At 62.2% G+C, this 14336-nt stretch carries 14 protein-coding genes; 6 read left to right on the forward strand and 8 right to left on the reverse strand.

What is annotated here, in order from left to right; all coding sequences use genetic code 11:
* Window positions 1–25: 25 nt before the first annotated feature.
* The 8 genes from BFP89_RS12975 to BFP89_RS13010 form a co-directional block, all read right to left on the reverse strand.
* Window positions 26–1165 carry a DUF1120 domain-containing protein gene (locus tag BFP89_RS12975; RefSeq protein WP_065885876.1) on the reverse strand — a complete coding sequence of 380 codons (1140 nt, stop codon included), beginning with the start codon at window positions 1163–1165 and terminating at the stop codon, window positions 26–28.
* An 11-nt stretch (window positions 1166–1176) separates the two neighbouring features.
* Window positions 1177–3612, reverse strand: a complete 2436-nt coding sequence (locus BFP89_RS12980) for a fimbria/pilus outer membrane usher protein (RefSeq protein ID WP_176718416.1) — start codon at window positions 3610–3612, stop codon at window positions 1177–1179.
* A 115-nt stretch (window positions 3613–3727) separates the two neighbouring features.
* Window positions 3728–4432: a fimbria/pilus chaperone family protein gene (locus BFP89_RS12985; protein ID WP_065885878.1), complete on the reverse strand. Its 705-nt coding sequence runs from the start codon at window positions 4430–4432 to the stop codon at window positions 3728–3730.
* A 33-nt stretch (window positions 4433–4465) separates the two neighbouring features.
* The gene (locus tag BFP89_RS12990) at window positions 4466–5149 is read right to left on the reverse strand and encodes a DUF1120 domain-containing protein (protein ID WP_065885879.1); all 684 of its coding nucleotides are present in this window, start codon (window positions 5147–5149) and stop codon (window positions 4466–4468) included.
* Between the two features lie 3 nt (window positions 5150–5152).
* Window positions 5153–5773: a DUF1120 domain-containing protein gene (locus tag BFP89_RS12995; RefSeq protein WP_065885880.1), complete on the reverse strand. Its 621-nt coding sequence runs from the start codon at window positions 5771–5773 to the stop codon at window positions 5153–5155.
* A 12-nt stretch (window positions 5774–5785) separates the two neighbouring features.
* Window positions 5786–6406, reverse strand: coding sequence for a DUF1120 domain-containing protein (locus tag BFP89_RS13000; RefSeq protein WP_065885881.1), 621 nt, complete (start codon window positions 6404–6406; stop codon window positions 5786–5788).
* A 33-nt stretch (window positions 6407–6439) separates the two neighbouring features.
* The gene (locus BFP89_RS13005) at window positions 6440–7078 is read right to left on the reverse strand and encodes a DUF1120 domain-containing protein (protein WP_065886444.1); all 639 of its coding nucleotides are present in this window, start codon (window positions 7076–7078) and stop codon (window positions 6440–6442) included.
* A 15-nt stretch (window positions 7079–7093) separates the two neighbouring features.
* Complete coding sequence (locus tag BFP89_RS13010) at window positions 7094–7672, reverse strand: DUF1120 domain-containing protein (protein ID WP_065886445.1); 579 nt, start codon at window positions 7670–7672, stop codon at window positions 7094–7096.
* Between the two features lie 450 nt (window positions 7673–8122).
* Here BFP89_RS13010 and BFP89_RS13015 point away from each other — a divergent pair, with 450 nt between their 5' ends.
* The 6 genes from BFP89_RS13015 (at window position 8123) to BFP89_RS13040 (ending at window position 14192) form a co-directional block, all read left to right on the forward strand.
* On the forward strand, window positions 8123–8941 hold the full coding sequence (locus BFP89_RS13015; RefSeq protein WP_065885882.1) for a response regulator: 819 nt from the start codon (window positions 8123–8125) through the stop codon (window positions 8939–8941).
* Window positions 8942–9138: 197 nt separating this feature from the next.
* Window positions 9139–9774, forward strand: a complete 636-nt coding sequence (locus BFP89_RS13020) for a response regulator transcription factor (RefSeq protein ID WP_065885883.1) — start codon at window positions 9139–9141, stop codon at window positions 9772–9774.
* 90 nt (window positions 9775–9864) lie between these two features.
* Window positions 9865–10335, forward strand: coding sequence for a nuclear transport factor 2 family protein (locus BFP89_RS13025; protein ID WP_065885884.1), 471 nt, complete (start codon window positions 9865–9867; stop codon window positions 10333–10335).
* Window positions 10336–10371: 36 nt separating this feature from the next.
* Window positions 10372–10644, forward strand: a complete 273-nt coding sequence (locus tag BFP89_RS13030) for a GIY-YIG nuclease family protein (RefSeq protein ID WP_065885885.1) — start codon at window positions 10372–10374, stop codon at window positions 10642–10644.
* Between the two features lie 75 nt (window positions 10645–10719).
* Window positions 10720–11655: a glutathione S-transferase family protein gene (locus BFP89_RS13035; RefSeq protein WP_065885886.1), complete on the forward strand. Its 936-nt coding sequence runs from the start codon at window positions 10720–10722 to the stop codon at window positions 11653–11655.
* A 110-nt stretch (window positions 11656–11765) separates the two neighbouring features.
* Window positions 11766–14192 (forward strand): TonB-dependent siderophore receptor, encoded by a 2427-nt coding sequence (locus BFP89_RS13040; protein ID WP_065885887.1) that lies wholly within the window; start codon window positions 11766–11768, stop codon window positions 14190–14192.
* Window positions 14193–14336 lie beyond the last annotated feature (144 nt).

A 14336-nucleotide genomic window follows, 5' to 3' on the forward strand; every position in this document is an offset into this window, starting at 1 on the left:
GGGACGGACTCCTCACAGTGATGGCTCAGGGGTAGACGATTTCGAGCGTGCCGGAACCGTTGATCCGCACGACCTCGCGCAGGTCCAGGGTTTGCATGGGCGCAAGATAAGTCTTGATGCGCATCGTGCCGGTCAGGGTCTGCAGGGCCACAGGCCCGCTGGTGACGCCGGTTTTGTCGGTAAACCCCATGATGCTGTTGGCGGCCATGGGGATTTGCCGCGCGGTGGAACTGCTCCACGCCACGCCATTGCTGGTGGAGTCGGTGCGGTACAACGCGGGGAAGGTGTCGGCGCTGAACTCCGCCGGATCAAGGGTGAGGTAAAAACGCCCGATCTTGCCACGGCTCGCATCCAGGTCCAGGCCATAGGCGGTTTCATCGATGCCGCCGGTGGCCGAGCCATCGCGGTTGTCCTTCATGTGCAGGGCGAAGCGGATCGGCGCGTCGCACGTCACGTTCAGGCGCAGGGTGCGAGTGGGCAAGGGCGTTTCAGTGCTGCTGTTGAGGTCTTTGGCATACAAAGTGCCATAGTCCACCACACCCTGGTCGGATAGCGTCGGCAGGCAGGCGATCGGGGCAAAGTGCGCACGCAGCGTCAGTTCCCGGTAGCGCCCGTGGCGTGCGCCGTACAGCATGTCGGAGATTTCCCAGGTGGTGGCATCGCGCACTTGGGTGGCGGCAGGGTCAGCCCAGGCGCGCACGGTCAATTGCAGCGCCAGGGTTTTTCCCGTGAGCACAGCGCCTCGTTCGACCGGCGCGATGCCATGACCGGGTCGCCATTGCACGACGCTGCCATTGGCGACGGGTGCCTGACCCACGGCCGGCAGCAAACCCAGCTCCACCGCCCGGCCATCGAGCAGGGCATTACCGGCCTCAATGGCATAGCTGCCGTGCTCGGTAAACCGCAGGCGCTGTGGGCTGGCGGCTTTTGCACGGTAGAACAGGCTGAGGTCTTCGGCCTGCGGGCAGCTGACGGTCACACTCAGGCGGCGTTCGCCGAGCAGGCGTTCCGGCGCGCTGTTGCTTTGCGCCAGGCGGTTCATCAGGCCGAAATCCAGCAGCGGTTCGCTGACGTTCAGTTGGCATTCGTCCATGGCCTGGGCAGTGCCGGCGACGCCGATCAACAGCCACAGGCACAGTTGACGCAAGCAGGTTGCAAGGGACATTGCGGGAATCCTCAAGGTGCATGACAGCGTGCGGGGGCCGTTTCGAAGTACACCGAGGGGTCGGCTTTTTCCGGCAGTGAGTAGCGCAATTGGCAACGACGCCCTTGCGGCGTGGTTATCCACAGCGTCGATTGGTCCAGCACATTGGGCAGGAACACCTGGCTGCTGTCCTGCACCAGGGTGATGAACTCGCCGTCAGCGCTGCTGACGGAGGCGCCTGCGGGCAGCGGTTCGCCCTGTTCCGTGCTGACGGTGAGCAACAGGCGGCGGGTCAGGCCGACGCCGAATTCGACGCGCTCCACGGCACCGCGTCCGGCCGAGATCATCGCCAGGCCGTTATTGATATCGGCGTTGCGCGGCAATGAACGCGTCTGCACTTCCACCGGGCTGCGACCGTAGGCAGCCACTTGCGGCACCACGGCCTGGCCTTGCCAGTCGGTCCATACCGGGCCGCTGGGGGTGTTGAGCTTGATGCCGCTCATGTCGCCCACCGACGCCAGGGCGAAGGTGTCACGCACCGGGTAGGGGGAAAAGGTCACGCCGCCGCCGTGCAGCACCACACCGCCGCGCGCACTGCCCTGGTAGCTGGAGCGCTCGGCATCGGAGCGGCTGTAGCTCACGTCGAGTTGGCTGTAGCGCGGCAATGCTGACAGGCCCAGGGTGGTTTCCACTTGATGGTCGCTGCTGTCGTGTTCGGCGCTGACGCGATAGCCGAGTTGGTCGTCGATCTGTTCCGTGATGCCCAGCCCGGTGCGGTTCTGGCCGCCGGAGTTGCGCACCCAGCTACGTAGCCGGCGACTCTCGCCCAACGGCACGCCGATCGTGAGGTACACCGCGTTGTCCTGCTGCTGGCGACCGCCCATTTGCCACTCGGCACTGGCTGACAACGACACCACGCCCAGGCTTGTGCCCCAGGAGGCCAGCGCACGGCTGCTGCTGTCGCCGGCAAAATTGGCCGAGCGCGACACCCCGGCGCTGAATGCACCCAATCGTGGATGGGACCAGCCCAGGTTGAGGCTTTGCTGGTCGCGGTAGCGCGAATCGCGGTGGTTGTCGTCGCGCGCGTAAGTGCTTTCTTCGAGTTCGCGGTAGCCGATGCTGCGCCAGGAATTGGCCGCGCTGATCGACCATCGCTCGCCCAGGCGCTGGGACCAGGAAACATCGGTATGTATGCCGGACACCTTTTCCCGGGCCTGGGTATTGGACAGTTGAGTGGACAACTGAAGCTGACTCTCCAGCCACGGCAACACGCCCAGGGTGGCGCCCATCGAGCGGTATTCACTGGCCGCCAGCACGCCCGTGCCCAGGGTCAACTGCGGGTGCAGGGCGCCGGTCCAGCCGCCACTGATTACCCACGGATCATCGCCTTCGGCATCGCCCACATTGCGCACCCGGCCCGCCGCCACGGAGTAACCCGGCGCCGGCAGCCCGAGCCCGAGCATCGCCGCCGGCACGGTAAAGCGCCGCTCGCCGCCGATGCTTTCCTTGACCGTGACTTCGACGTCCGAGCGCGTGTTCAAGCGACGCACATCGGTGAGGGTAAAGGGCCCGGCGGGCACGACGGTGGAATGAATCAACGCGCCGTTCTGGCGCACCTCCACCTGGGCCGGGCTGTTGGCGATGCCCTGGATCTGCGCGCCCTGGCCCTGTTCTTGAAGGGCGTGTTCGGTGAGCACCTGCACGCCGGTGATCTGCGCGCCGGACAGCACCGGGTTGTACAGGTTGATCTGCCCGGCCTGGAGTACCGCCTGGTGGCTGGCGAAGGTGCGCTGGGCATAGGCTTCCAGGTGGGTGCTGCGTGACAGGCCATCCTGCCAGGTCTGCACCTGGCGACTGCGCACGATCCAGTCGCCGGCATTGAAGCCCACCTCGGTATTGGCCGAGCCAAAGCGACTGGCGTCATCACCGAAGCGATTGTAGAAGCCGCTGAGGTCGTAGTTGAGCAGCCCGGCAAATCCACCGGTTTCGAAGCCGGAGATATCCTGCTGTTCGGTGCGCAGCGCTTGGGTGGGCACCACCAGCGACACCGTCAGCGTTGCCGGGTCCGGCTCCACCAGGGTTTGCGGGTAGCGAACAAGGAAATCCTCGCACCCGGCCGCCTCATCGGCACGCATCAGCTGGGCGCCGTCCAGCAAGGTGCGGTCAAAGCACAGATTGCCCTGCTGATCGAAATTCACCGCCAAGCGGCCACGGGGTTGACCGTTGACGCGCAGATTGACGGTATGTTGCCCGGCCGCGTAGCGCGGTGCGGCCAGCAACAGGCTGGCCAACTGCGGATCGATGCCACGTTGATGCAAGGTCTGTGCATCGAAGCCGGACGGGCTGGAATCCTCGGCGCAGACCCTGGCCGGTAGCAGCGCACACAGCAGCAACACCAGCGGCAGGGCGGCGCCGGCAGAGGGATCGGGCACGGCTTCGCCGTCACGGTAACTCAATACTGTTTTCACGCAAGGTACTCGAGTGGTGAACGCCGGGGACTTGTGGTCAGGCGTTCGGGTGCCGCTCAATGAGCGGTCACTGCGTTACTCAGGCGGCGGCAGGTTATGCCGCCTGGATGTTCCGTCAGAAACTGATCGGTGCGTCGTAGGCCTTGACCGCAAACCCGTACACGGTGGCCGGTTGCAGCCTTACCGTATGGGCCTGGTCACCACTGGCCGGTACGCTCAAGGCTTCCCCCGGCAGCACGTAGGTGCGCGGCAGCATGGCCCTGCCGTCGCCGGGCAGCAGTCGCAGCTCCTGCGCCAGCCGCACCACATACGGCGTGTCGTTGCGCACTTGCAACTGGCCGTCGCGCAGTGTCCAGGTCAGATCGGTCCAGGGTGTACGGTTGGGGGCCAGGCCCTTGGGGTGTACGATCACCGGCAGGTTCTGGCGCACGGTCACGCCCACGCGGGCATGCCCGGCGGCGGTGGCTGCGCGGCCCTGGGGCATGCCTTCGAACACCACGCGTTTAAGCCGTTGTGTGAGCAATGGCTGCTGGTTTTGCAAAATGAAACGCACCAGTTGGGATTTGGACGCTTCGACCCGTGACAGCGGCGGTGTCACCACCAGCAGTGGTTCGGTGTCCTCGGCAATGTCCTGCAAGGTGACATGCAGCAGGGCGAGCTGGCTGTCGGTGTTGGTCACCGACACGGATGCTTCGCCGTCTTCTTCATGCACGATCACCACGGAGGTGTCCGGGACCATGCCGTCGGCTTTTACCTGATTGCCGAGCACAAGGAACAAGGCAAGGAGGCCCACAGCGGTGTTTGAGAATGTCGTCGTCATGACGGGTTTCCATTAGGCCGAAAAGAGGATCGATCAGAGGTAGCGCAGGTCCAGAACGATGGCTCCGTCGAGCGGGACTTCCTGGTCCAGGGTCAGGTAACGCGAGAAGTTGATGGCGGTGCTCACTTGAAGCTGGACGATCAACTGGCTGATGAAGTCGGGTTGACGGTCACCCGTCGGTGCAAAGGCCATATGGATACCGGGGTAGGCATTGGGCTCCTGCGACCAGGTTTCGCCGTTGTCGGCGGAGGCCAATACCTGCATGGGCTGCGCGTCGCCCACCGCGTTGCGATAGGCCAAAGCCACAGAGCCCAGGCGCTCTTGCGGGACGTGGATGTTCCTGCCCAGCCCGTAGAAATAATCGGGAGCCGACGAAGAGTCGGCGCGATTATCGATGCCCACCAGCGCAAACAGCATGGGCCTGGCGCACTGCACGCGCAGTTCGAGCATCTGGATCGGCAGCACGGTGAACTCGTCGTCCTTGAGGCTGTGGGAAGCAATCTTGCCGTGATCGACGGTGCCGTCATGGGTCAGCTCGACATGGCAGGCATCCGGGGTTACTCGGCCGGTGACTGTGAGGTCGACGGCCGAGGCCCCATGGGCTTGGGTTATCGCCGCCAGGCCAATCACGCTCGACAAGGTGCACATCCATGCGGCGTGCATGAGCAAAACCAGGCGCCGCCCATGCCTGCCGGAATTCAAGGGATGGGCAGCCATGGGTTACAGGTACTTCACTTCAATGGTGGCGGAACCGTCGATGGTTACCTCATTGCTGAGATCCAGGCCATCGGTACGGTTGATGAGCGTGTTGACTTGCAGATCGATGCGCAAATCCTTGACCGGCAGTGGCTGGGTGTCGTCATCCATCGAGGCTACCGACATATACATACTCGGCTCCCAGGAATAATCGCTGTACCAAGTATTACCTTGGTCAATCGATGCGATTGTCTGTACGGCTACGCCGTCGTCAGCCACCGGGTTACGCAATGTGAGGCTGAAATGGCCCAGCTTCTGGGTGTCGTTGATAAAGCCCAAGCCAAAGCTCGTCGAGATGCCTGACGCTGCACGGTTATCGATGGGGTGCAGGGCAAATTGGATGGGAGCATCACAATTGACGGTCAGTGACAGGGTGTGAAAGCCAATTGATGTGGACCTGTCCGGGTTCAGATCTTTGGCCGAGACCTTGCCATGGTCGATCACGCCACCACCGGACAGGGTCGGCGTACAGGCGCTGGGCACGATCAGGCCCTTGACGGTCAGGTCCACGCTGGACGCGGCGAAGGCGGTGGCCGAGTTGAGCAGCAGCACGCTGGCGGCCAGGGTGGTCAATCGGGTTTTCATCGGGGGAGCTCCTTAGAGGTAATTGACTTGCACAGTGGCGTGGCCGTCGATGGGCACTTCGTCGGTCAGCGTCAGGCTGCTGGCAGGGGCGATGTGCGTGATCAGGCGTATTTCGGCGTCCAGCGCCTGGACTGCGATCGGCGCCAGGCCGTCGTTGTCGGCGACCGCCGTCAGCAAGGTATGGCTGAGCATCACCGAGGGCATCCAGGTCACGCCGCCATCCCTTGAGGTGATGGTGCGTACCGGCACGCCATCGGCCACTGGCCTGTACAGGCCGAGCCCGGCATCGCCGACTTTTTCATCGTTGGCTGTCACGCCCAGGCCATGCCAGGCGAAGTGGCTGGCGGTGGTGCCGGCGCGGTTGTCGATGGTGTTCAGGGTAAAAAAGGTCGGCCCCTCACAACGCACGCTCAGCAGCATGGTTTCTCTGGGCAGGTCGGTGTAGGTGTCGGGGTTGAGGTCTCTGACGGATACCTTGCCGAAGTCAACCGTGCCATCACCGGAGACCATGGGCGCGCAGGCACTCGGGGTGATGATGCCCTTGACCGTGAGGTCCTGGCTGCTGCCTGCCAGCGTGAAAGATGAGGCGCCCAACAAGAGGACGGCCAAGGGAACAGCGCTCAGGTAAGTCATCGTTTGAACCTTCCTTAGTACGAAGATGAAGGGTTAGAGGTACACCACTTCCAGGGTGGCGGAGCCGTCGATCGGTTGTTCCCGGGTCAGGGTCAGCTCACTGGACGCGGCGATGAAGGGGTGTACCACCAGGTTGCTGTTCAGCGTCTTGATCGCGATGGGCGCCCAGTTTCCATTGGCGTTGTTACCGAAGGCGGTGAGTCGGCCGCGCATCCAGATGGCGTCCTCACTGTTCTCGTTCCAGGTAGTGCCATTGTCTATCGAGACCAGCTTGCTCACGGGCAGGCCGTCTGCGAGGTAATCCCTGACGATGATGACAAAATTGCCCACCCGCTCCGTGTCGTTGATAACCCCAAGGCCATAGGAGTAGTCGTCGGGGCTGTTCGAGGAGCCGGCGCGATTGTCCACCCCGTCGAGTGCAAACAGCGTTGCCGCCTCGCAGCTCAGGTTCAGTTGCAGGGTGGTGGCCGGCAGGGGGGTGGACTGGTTTTCGCGAAGATCCCTGGCGGCGATCTTTCCGTAGTCGGCAACGCCGCCCTGGGCCAGCGTGGGGGTGCAGGCGCTGGGCGTGATCAGCCCTTTGACGCTCAGGTCGACGCTGCTGGCGGCAGACACCGAGGCGGTCATGGCGAGCAGCAGGGCAGCGCTCAACAGGCACAGGGAGGTTTTCATGGTGGAAGCGTCCATTTACAGGTACTTGACTTCAAAGGTCGCGGAACCGTCGATCGCCACTTCGTCGCTCAAGGTCAGGTCTCTCGCCGGGGCAATCGCTGTGTAGAGCGTGACGTCCAGGATCGCGTCCTTGATCGGGTGCGGCGCCCAACCACTGTCGCCACGACTGCCCAGTGCCACCAGGTCGTTGGGGGCGATGCCATCTTCAGGCATCAACTGCTCCCAGCGTTCCTCGCCGTTGTACCTGGCCAGGAGCGTAGAGGGGGTCTCGACGACGGGGTTGCTGAACGTCAATTGATACCTGCCCAGCTTCTGGTTTTCGTTGATCATGCCCAGCCCGAAGGAGCTAACGTAGATAGCGGAGCCGACCCGGTTGTCGATGGGGCGAATGGCGAACAGCGTCGCCGCATCGCAGTTGACGCTCAACTGCAAGGTCTTGCGCTCAAGCGTGGTGGTTTTGTCGAGGTTCAGGTCTTTTGCGGCGATTTTCCCGAAGTCCACGTCACCTGGCAGGCTGGGTGTACAGGCACTGGGTGTGATCAGCCCTTTGACGGTCAGGTCGACGCTGCTGGCGGCGAACACCGAGGAGGTCATGGCGAGCAGCAGGGCACTGCTCAACAGGGATACAGGGGCTTCATTTCAACTCATTCCATTGCAGTCCGGCAGATTGAAACGCGTGCAGGTCAACGCCCGTTCCTGAGTGAGCGAGGGGGTGGCTTGGCGGCGGTTTCGAAGTTTTTTGCGGTTGCCGGGGAGTGGCAAACCTTCCCTCTTTTTGGGGTGGGCACAATTTAGCGAGGGGGCTGCGAGGGGGAAATACAACTAATACGACATTGGCCAGGCGTGGCCGGCACGCTGTTTTGAAGGCTGTTTCACGGTGCTTTTCGTAGTTGTTGTATGGGCTCGAATGGATTTGAAAGGTTATAGGTTCTGTGTCGATAACCTTCGAAAGAGTATGTCTGGCGCTGCTGCGTGACAGCTCGCCCTGGCGACTGCGCCAATGCCGCAAACGGCTGCCCGATTAACCACCACGAAGAGGTACTGATGGGCTCGCCAGGAGGTTCAACCGCAGGAGCGAGCCAGACAGTCAAACCGCCTTTTTCCCCCCGGCCTCATTGGCAGCACCTGAATGTGCTGGTGGTGGAGGATCATTCGGCCTATCGCCTGTTATTGGGTTGGCTGCTGCAAAAACTCAGCCTCGGCCATCAGCTTGCCGCCAATGGCCTCATGGGGTTGGACGCCTTTACCCATAGGCCCTTCGACCTGGTCATCAGCGATTGCCGGATGCCCCTCATGGACGGTTACAGCATGGCCCGCGCCATTCGCCGACACGAGCGCGAAAACAGGTTGAAGCGAGTGCCGATCATCGCCTTGACCGCCAATCTGCAAAACGACAGCCCGCAACGTTGCCGCAAGGCCGGCATGGATGCCTGGCTGGTCAAGCCGCTGACGCTTGAACAATTGCATGCTGTACTGGTGCGCTGGTTGCCGGGCGATGAAAGCCCGCGCGCCGGAAAAGAAGCCGCGATGCCGATTATCAATTGGCCAACCCGTGCTTCGCTGGTCGCCACGTTTGGCAGCGACGTCATTGTCGACCAATTGCTGGAAAGCCTGCTGGTGGAGGCTTGGGAGGACCTGCGTGTGTTACGCCATGCGCGTGCGACGTTGAACGCATCACTGACCGCCGAGCACTTGCATCGGTTGATCGGCAGCCTGGTGTTTCTGGGGGGCGCGGGCCTGGAAACCAGCGCCGTGAGTGTGATCAGGCAGGTCCTGTGCGATGGCGTCGCTGCGCATCACGCGCAGTTGGAAGGGTTCGAGGCACAGCTGTGCACCTATCTCGATTACCTGTCCGATATTTGAAGAATGCTGGTGCTGAGCATTCATCTCTATAGCTATCTGGTTTTGACTGTAGGCGCTTTCCTATTGTGTTGTAGTCCAAAAAGTGGCCGCTACTGAACATTGGGTTAGGCCGCAAGCGGCTCTTTGTTAGCAGTTGTTGATGATCGCAGGCAGAGGTATTTTGCGCGGATTCAAGTTGCCATCATTCGTGGGTGCCTATGCTTAGAGTAATTATTGCTGACGATCACCCCATTGTCCGAGTCGGGCAAAAAGTCGTGATCGAGGCGAATGGCAAGTGCAAGGTGGTCGGTGAAGCCGACGGCCCCGATCAACTGCTAGGCGTGCTGGGTCATACACCGTGCGACGTACTGGTCACCGACTTCGCCATGCCCGGCGGCCAGCAGGCTGATGGTTATTGCCTGTTGGGCCTGCTGCATCGTCAATATCCGCAGTTGCCGGTGATTCTGGTGACGATGTTCGCCAATGTCGCCACCTTGCGCGCCGCCTTTGCCCATGGCGCGAGGGCGGTGGTCGCCAAAAGCGCCTCGGCCAAGGAGTTGCCCCTGGCGATCAAGGCCATACAGGCCGGACAGACCTTCGTCAGCGAATGCCTGCGCATGCAGATGGTGGAGGCCGGCACCGGTGACCAGTCCCAGGAACCCCAGCTATCGGGCAAGGAGCGCGAGGTGGTGCGCATGTTGGCAAGCGGCATGACCGTCAGCCAGATCGCAGCCCAGGTCAACCGCAGCGTCTCCACGATCAGCAAGCAGAAGAGCACGGCCATGCAGCGCTTGAGTATTTCCACCGACGTTGACTTGTTCGCCTACGCCCGCAGTACCGGCATAGCGCCGTAGCCCGCCCATTTGCCTGGCGAATGAGAGTAGCCAGGGCGGCGTGGGCAGCTTATCGTGCGCCTACTCTTTCGACCCCTGCGGAGCCTGCCCATGAGTGATGCCCACAACGCCCTGATCAGCCGATTCTACGGCGCCTTCCAGCGTCTGGATGCCGAAGCCATGATCGCCTGCTACAGCGATGACGTGGTGTTCAGCGACCCGGCCTTTGGTGAACTGCGCGGCCGTGACGCGGGGGATATGTGGCGCATGCTCACCACGCGGGCCAAGGATTTTTCCTTGACCTTCGACCAGGTAAACAGTGATGAACGCACCGGCAGTGCACACTGGGTGGCCACCTATTTGTTCAGCGCGACCGGCAATACCGTGGTCAACGATATCCAGGCGCGCTTCGTCTTTCGCGAGGGCAAGATCTGCGAGCACCATGATCAGTTCGACCTGTGGCGCTGGTCGCGCCAGGCGTTGGGCACCAAGGGCCTGCTGCTGGGGTGGACACCGCTGGTGCGAAACGCTGTGCGCGCCCAGGCGAACAAAGGCTTGAAGGCATTCCAGGCCAGTCGTTGATAAACTGGGCGCCCCTTTGCCTTGCCGAATCCATCCGTGAGCACGCCTGAACCCAAGCCCTGGTACGTCTACCTGGTGCGCGCCGCCAATGGCGCGCTGTATTGCGGTATCAGCAACGACCCGGTGCGCCGGTTTGCCTCGCACCAGAGCGGCAAGGGGGCGCGGTTTTTCCTGTCCAGCCCGGCCATAGCGCTGGTGTACACCGAGCAATGCGCGAGCAAAAGTGATGCGTTGCGCCAGGAGCGCTTGATCAAGAAACTGAAGAAGAGCGCCAAGGAGTGCCTGGCGGCGAGTGGCTCATCACGCTGACTGATAGGTTCCCATTACACCGTCGGGACCTTTTGCGCGGTAATCTGCTGGTTCATTCGCCATCCGGAGCCTCGTATGTCCGAGCTCATCCTGCATCATTATCCAACCTCACCCTTTGCGCAAAAAGCTCGACTTTTACTCGGCTTCAAGGGGCTCTCCTGGCATTCCGTACACATTTCGCCGGTGATGCCCAAGCCCGACCTGACGGCCTTGACCGGCGGCTATCGGAAAACCCCGGTGCTGCAGGTGGGGGCGGATATCTATTGCGACACGGCGCTGATCGCGCGTCGTCTGGAGCAGGAAAAGGCTGCGCCTGCGCTGTTTCCGCCGGGCCAGGAAATGATCACCCAGGCATTCGCTGCCTGGGCTGACAGCGTCGTGTTCGCCCACGCCGTGAGCCTGGTGTTCCAGCCGGAGTCGGTGGCGGTGCGTTTCGGAAAATTACCACCCGAAGCCATCAAGGCCTTCATCGCCGACCGTGCCGCGCTGTTCAGTGGCGGCACGGCCAGCAAGCTCCCGGCGGAGTTGGCCAAGCATCAGTGGCCGGCGATCATGACGCGGCTGGAGCAACAGCTACAACGCGAATCCGGCGATTTCCTGTTCGGCGCGCCTTCGATTGCCGACTTTGCCCTGGCCCACTCACTGTGGTTCCTGAAAGCCACGCCGGTCACCGCGCCGTTTGTGGATGCTTATCCGGCCGTGTTGGCTTGGCTTGAACGCGTGTTGAGTGTTGGCGACGGCACCGCCAGTCCGATGACCGCAGAGCAGGCCTTGAAGATCGCCCGCGATGCCACCCCGGCACCGCTGCCGGATGAGGCGTTCGAGGACTTGAACGGCTTCAGGGCGGGACAGCAGGTGACCATCGCGGCCATCGACTATGGCGTCGACCCCGTGGCCGGTGAGTTGCTGTTTGCCGGGCGCGAAGAACTGATTCTGCGTCGTACTGATGAACGTGGCGGCACCGTGCACGTGCATTTCCCTCGGTGGGGGTTTCGCATCCAGGCGCAATAACAAAAAAATAATTACTCACTGATGTGAGGTAAACCTGCGGCCCATCCGTGTAGTGCATGAAACTGCGATCAATTCGCATTAACAGCGTTTTCTACACGGGTTCTCACAGCATGAAGTCGACGGCGGGCGGTTGGGTCAAACAGTGGCTGGGAGCCTCGGTACTGATGGTGTCGGGGGTGGCCTTGCTGCCCCTGGCGGTGGCGCAGGCGCAGGCGCAGGAGCAGGAGCAACAAAGCGCCCGGTTCAATTTTGACCTGGTAGCCAAACCGCTGCCTCAGGCCCTGAGTGATTTCAGCCGGGTGACCGGCATCAGCGTGATCTATACCGATGAAGCGCCCTACGGTTTCAACGCCCCGGCGCTCAGCGGGCAAATGAGCGCGACCCAGGCCCTGCAACGCCTGCTGGGTCAATCAGGCTTCACCTTCCGCCGGATCGACGCCCGCACCCTGGCCCTGGAACCTGTGCCAACCGATGGCGCGGTCAATCTCGGCGCTACCACCATCAGCGGCGCCAACCTCGCCCAGGACAGCACCAGTTACCAGCCGCCGCCGACCAGCTCGGTGATGCGCTCCCGTGGCCTGCTGCTGGAGACCCCGCAGACCGTCAACGTGGTCCCGGCTCAAGTGCTGCGCGATCAACAACCGCGCAATCTGGATGATGCGCTGGGCAATATCAGCGGTATCACCCAGTCCAATACCCTCGGCAGTACCCAGGACGCGGTGATGCTGCGCGGTTTTGGCGACAACCGTAACGGCTCGATCATGAAGGACGGCATGCCGGTGGTGCAGGGCCGTGCCTTGAATGCGACGGCCGAGCGTGTCGAAGTGCTCAAGGGCCCGTCGTCGTTGCTGTATGGCATCCAGGACCCCGGCGGCGTGGTCAATATCGTCAGCAAAAAGCCCGAGCTGGTGCAGTCCACCGCCCTGACCGCGCGCGGCTCGACGTTCGGCAGCGGCAAGAACGGCAGCGGCGGCAGCCTGGACACCACCGGCCCCGTGGGTGACAGCGGCCTGGCCTATCGCCTGATCGTCGACCATCAAGATGAAGACTACTGGCGCAACTACGGTACCCACCGCGAGACCTTGGTGGCGCCCTCGCTGGCATGGTACGGCGACACCACCCAAGTGGTGTTGGCCTATGAGCACCGCGAATTTCTTTCGCCGTTCGACCGTGGCACCGCCATCGATCCCAGGACCAACCATCCGCTGAACATCCCCGCCACCCGCCGTCTGGATGAGCCGTTCAACAACATGGAGGGCCGCTCCGACCTGTACCGCCTCAGCGTCGATCATGATTTGAACGACGACTGGAAAGCCCATTTTGGCTACAGCTGGAACCGCGAAACCTACGACGCCAGCCAGGTACGCGTGGTCAAGGTCAACACCAACGGCACCCTGACCCGCAGCATGGACGGCACCCAGGGCGCGCTGACCACCGACCGCTTCGCCACCGCCAGCCTGGAAGGCAAGGTGAATGTGGCGGGTATGCAGCATGACCTGGTGTTCGGCCTGGATGACGAATACCGCAAAATCTACCGCGCCGACCTGATCCGCCAGACACCGCGTGGCGTTTTCAACTACAACAACCCGGTATACGGCAACGAAGTGGCAGGCTCCAAAGTCAGCGCGCCGGACAGCAATCAGACCGACCTGCTGCGCAGCGACTCGTTGTTCTTCCAGGACGCCATTCACCTGAACGATCAGTGGATCCTGGTCGGCGGCGCACGCTACCAGATGTACGACCAATACGCCGGCAAAGGCGTGCCGTTCACCGCCAACACCGATGGCAACGGCCAGAAATGGGTGCCGCGCGCCGGGCTGGTGTATCGCTACACCGATGAGCTGTCGTTCTATGGCAGTTATACCGAGTCGTTCAAACCCAACTCCACCATTGCGCCGCTGGCCAACAAGACCGTACTGGATGGCAGCCTCGACCCGGAAGAGTCCAAAGCGTGGGAGCTGGGTACCAAGTTCGACCTGCCGGGGCGCATCACCGCGAGCGCGGCGTTGTTCACCATTGATAAGCGCAATGTGCTGGTGCAGGTGGGCGACGGTTTGACCTCGGTCTACAGCGTGGCGGGCAAGGTGCGCTCCCGTGGGCTGGAAGTGGATGCCAGCGGCCAGTTGACCGACCAGTGGAGCCTGATCGGCAGTTACGCCTACACCGATGCCGAGGTCACCGAAGACCCGAGCCTCAAAGGCAATCGCCTGCAGAACGTGGCGAAAAACACCGGCTCGCTGTCGGCGGTGTACGACTTCGGCAGCATCCTGGGCGGTGATCAACTGCGCGTCGGCGCCGGAGCGCGTTATGTCGGTGAGCGGGCAGGGGATGCGGCCAACAGCTTTGAACTGCCGAGCTATACCGTGGCCGATGTGTTCGCCAGCTACGACACACGACTCGAGGGGCAGAAGGTCAAGTTCCAGCTCAATGTGAAGAACCTGTTTGACCGTACCTACTACACCTCGTCGGTGAACACGCAGTTTGTATCCATCGGCGATGCACGACAGGTGTCAGTGTCCAGCACCCTGACTTTCTGACTGCGGTTCGCTTTGTGTGGGAGGGGGCATAGGTATCTACACAACTCTGTAGCGCCCAACCGTAACCACGATGCGAAGCGAGTCGCTCTTGATCTTGATCTCAGGCGCCCCGTTAAACCACGCTGGCCGAACGCAGGCTTGAAT

The organism is Pseudomonas sp. 31 R 17 (genome assembly GCF_900004915.1).
Lineage (GTDB): Bacteria > Pseudomonadota > Gammaproteobacteria > Pseudomonadales > Pseudomonadaceae > Aquipseudomonas > Aquipseudomonas orientalis_A.

Excerpts from the sequence above, each read along its gene's own strand:
- BFP89_RS12975 (WP_065885876.1), bottom strand. The coding sequence starts at position 1,165 with ATGTCCCTTGCAACCTGCTTGCGTCAACTGTGCCTGTGGCTGTTGATC.
- BFP89_RS12985 (WP_065885878.1), bottom strand. The coding sequence starts at position 4,432 with ATGACGACGACATTCTCAAACACCGCTGTGGGCCTCCTTGCCTTGTTC.
- BFP89_RS12990 (WP_065885879.1), bottom strand. The coding sequence starts at position 5,149 with ATGGCTGCCCATCCCTTGAATTCCGGCAGGCATGGGCGGCGCCTGGTT.
- BFP89_RS12995 (WP_065885880.1), bottom strand. The coding sequence starts at position 5,773 with ATGAAAACCCGATTGACCACCCTGGCCGCCAGCGTGCTGCTGCTCAAC.
- BFP89_RS13000 (WP_065885881.1), bottom strand. The coding sequence starts at position 6,406 with ATGACTTACCTGAGCGCTGTTCCCTTGGCCGTCCTCTTGTTGGGCGCC.
- BFP89_RS13005 (WP_065886444.1), bottom strand. The coding sequence starts at position 7,078 with ATGAAAACCTCCCTGTGCCTGTTGAGCGCTGCCCTGCTGCTCGCCATG.
- BFP89_RS13010 (WP_065886445.1), bottom strand. The coding sequence starts at position 7,672 with ATGACCTCCTCGGTGTTCGCCGCCAGCAGCGTCGACCTGACCGTCAAA.
- BFP89_RS13015 (WP_065885882.1), top strand. The coding sequence starts at position 8,123 with ATGGGCTCGCCAGGAGGTTCAACCGCAGGAGCGAGCCAGACAGTCAAA.
- BFP89_RS13020 (WP_065885883.1), top strand. The coding sequence starts at position 9,139 with ATGCTTAGAGTAATTATTGCTGACGATCACCCCATTGTCCGAGTCGGG.
- BFP89_RS13025 (WP_065885884.1), top strand. The coding sequence starts at position 9,865 with ATGAGTGATGCCCACAACGCCCTGATCAGCCGATTCTACGGCGCCTTC.
- BFP89_RS13035 (WP_065885886.1), top strand. The coding sequence starts at position 10,720 with ATGTCCGAGCTCATCCTGCATCATTATCCAACCTCACCCTTTGCGCAA.
- BFP89_RS13040 (WP_065885887.1), top strand. The coding sequence starts at position 11,766 with ATGAAGTCGACGGCGGGCGGTTGGGTCAAACAGTGGCTGGGAGCCTCG.